This is a genomic window from Arthrobacter sp. Hiyo1, from assembly GCF_001263615.2.
Classification (GTDB): Bacteria; Actinomycetota; Actinomycetes; order Actinomycetales; family Micrococcaceae; genus Arthrobacter.
In genome coordinates, this window is the sequence record NZ_DF952468.1 from 1,026,169 (window position 1) to 1,028,878 (window position 2,710).

Here is a 2,710-nt window from a genome sequence, read left to right on the forward strand (position 1 = left end):
CGGCGGCCGGTTCGTTGGCCGGGATCTTCTTGCCAGAAGGTACAGGCGGCGAACGGACCAGCAGAACAGGACCACCAGCAGGACATTTCGCACCGTCAAAACCAGCGCCATGAAGGGGTTGTTGTGGCTGAGCGCGTCGTAGAAGAGGGGATAGATGAAGTATGTGGCCACACCGATGGCGATGAGCATCGCCGCGGGAACCCGCCATTCTTTCCAGCTGTGGGCAAGCCCGACCGCGACTGCAGGCGCGAGCCACACCATGAACTGGGGTGACCCGACCTTATTGAACACGACGAAAGCCGTGGCCATCGTCAGGGATCCAGCCAACAACAGTTCGGTGCGGTCCGCCCCGCCGGTTCGCTTGCCGTTGTGGAGTGCCCAGAAGGTCAGGGCCGCCACCAGGATCGCGGCCAGGGCGAGAAGGGGCTGCATGAGGAAGGACATGAAGGCGGTGCCAGGACCATCCACTTGCATCGAGTTGATGTCCGTGTTCATGTACATCCTCGAGTCACCCACGTGGAGGACCGACAGCCACAACCAAGGAGTGGTGAAGGTGGCTTCCAATTGCATGCCACGATCGCCTTGCTGGGTCAGGAAGTTGAGGAGCCGCGGCAGTTGACCCACTGCCGCCGTGAGGGCGATGACCAAAACGCTGGTCAGAATTCCGGCAGCGACCACTTTGGTTCGCTGCTTGACCACGGTGAACAACGAAAGCATGACGGCGGCCGGCCAAACCTTCATCCACGTGGCAATGCTCAGGAGGGTCGAGGCAATGAAAGGGTGTGATACGCCGTATGCCAAGGCGATTAGCACGATCGGCGCAGTCAGACCGTCCACCCGGGCGAATCCCAGCCAACCCATGATGAAGACGAAGACCAGCCACCACCATCCCGCCGGGATGGCCTCGCGATGGCGGCCCCGTCCGGTGAGCTTGGCTAGAGCGACGCCGTTGAGCAGGGTGATCATGAGTACCCAGAGAAAGAAGAACGGGCCGGGTCCAGCCAAGCCCGCGATCGCCATAGGCACCAAGGCGAGAACGGGGTAGACCCACGGGCTGGGGCCGCCGCTGAGGTTCTCATCCCGGAACCCGGCGGAGGTCCAGTCCCGGTAGATGAAAGTGTCGCTAAAGGCCTCGCCGCGCAGGGAAAGGATCAGCGCGAACACCAGGAAGACCAAGTGCACGACGCAGAAGCCTACAAGCAGGCCTTTGGGGGAATTGAGCCTTGCCTCCAGCGAAGGGGGAAGAACCCGATGACGGAACCGTGTGAGCGCGCTGAAGAATGAGTCCGTGGAAATGGGAGGATCCTTGTCAGGTAGTAATCGTCACAGGGTGCCGTAAGGCGCAGCGGCCCGGAGCCGCCAGAGCCCCATCCATTCTATCTCAGGCCCCTTTCGCAGGCCGACCGATGGTCCGGTTGGCCCCGGGAAGCCAAGGGTGGCGATGCTACAGTTGCAATAATCCATGGCATCCGGAAGTGCCACTTTGGCCCGGATGCGGCAGGGAACCGGACAGGATTTTGTTTGATGGTGACGTCGAAGTTTCGTGAGCGTGAGGTGGGGAGTTCGTTGGCTCATCCAGAGGCGCTTGGCGATTCCAACGCCCCGGTACACGGCACCGTGATAGCCAAAGCGGCGAGGACGGCGATCCTCCAAGGGTTCGTCGGGTCGTTGCTCATGGTGGCAGGCTCGATCGGCGTCGGCTGGCTGGCCAGCAGCAGCGCCTTGATCCGTACTCCTATTTTCATCATGGCCAGGACATCTCCGGTTGGCGTGATCCTTTGCACCGTGATGCTCTGCCTCGGTGCACTCCTGCTCCTACGCTCTTGGCTGCGCATTGCCCAGCGGATCGGCGGATGGAACCCGTCCTCGCGTCCGGTGCTGCGGCGAGCACTGTGGATGTGGGCACTCCCGATGATGTTCAGTTTGCCGTTGTTCAGCAGGGACGCTTATGCCTACATCGGCCAAGGCCGGCTCATGGAGCAGGGCCTGAACCCATACACCAACGGAATCTCGGCCCTGAGCAACTACTTTTCACTCGGGCCCGACAAATTATGGACGGAAGCACCTACGCCTTACGGTCCGCTATGGCTCTGGATCGAACAAGGTGCCGTGTGGGTGAGCGCCAGCGTCCCCGAGCTTGCTTTGATTCCCTTCCGCCTGGCTGCCCTCGCCGGTGTCATCCTGCTCGCTGTCTACGTTCCCCGTCTGGCCGCGCTCCACGGCGTGAACCCGGACCGTGCGCTCTGGCTTGGCGTCCTCAACCCGGTCCTCCTGATCAACTTCATCGCCAGCGCGCACAATGACTCCTTGATGCTGGGACTGGTTGTTGCCGGACTGTACTTCGCCTCGGTAAAACGGCCTGTGTTGGGAATCGTGCTGATCACGGCCTCGATCGCCATCAAGCCGATTACCTTGATTGCCTTGCCTTTTGCGGGGCTGCTGTGGGCCGGTGCCCGTGCCGGTTGGGGCCGCAGAATGCTCTGTTGGACGGCCACCTTGGGTTTGTCCTTAGGCTTGCTGGCCGCCGCAGGACTGGTGAATGGCCTGGGGTTTGGCTGGCTTGGCGCCCTCCAGACTCCGGGAGCCGTCTGGATCTGGTACGCGCCGGTGGGTTTGCTGGCACACACGGTGGGATTCGTCGTCGGACTTTTCGGCGGTCCAGGCGTTCCGGTGACGGATGTTATCCAGACTGCCGGAACGGCGGTCTCGG

Annotated in this window: 2 protein-coding genes; one reads left to right on the forward strand and one right to left on the reverse strand. The window is 62.0% G+C overall.

Annotated features, from left to right (window positions below):
- On the reverse strand, positions 1 to 1,296 hold a 1,296-nt coding region (locus tag AHiyo1_RS04610; protein WP_059387773.1), incomplete at its 3' end, for a glycosyltransferase family 87 protein.
- Positions 1,297 to 1,524: 228 nt separating this feature from the next.
- Between AHiyo1_RS04610 and mptB the strand changes: the two genes are divergently transcribed.
- On the forward strand, positions 1,525 to 2,710 hold a 1,186-nt coding region (mptB, locus tag AHiyo1_RS24455; RefSeq protein WP_059387772.1), incomplete at its 3' end, for a polyprenol phosphomannose-dependent alpha 1,6 mannosyltransferase MptB.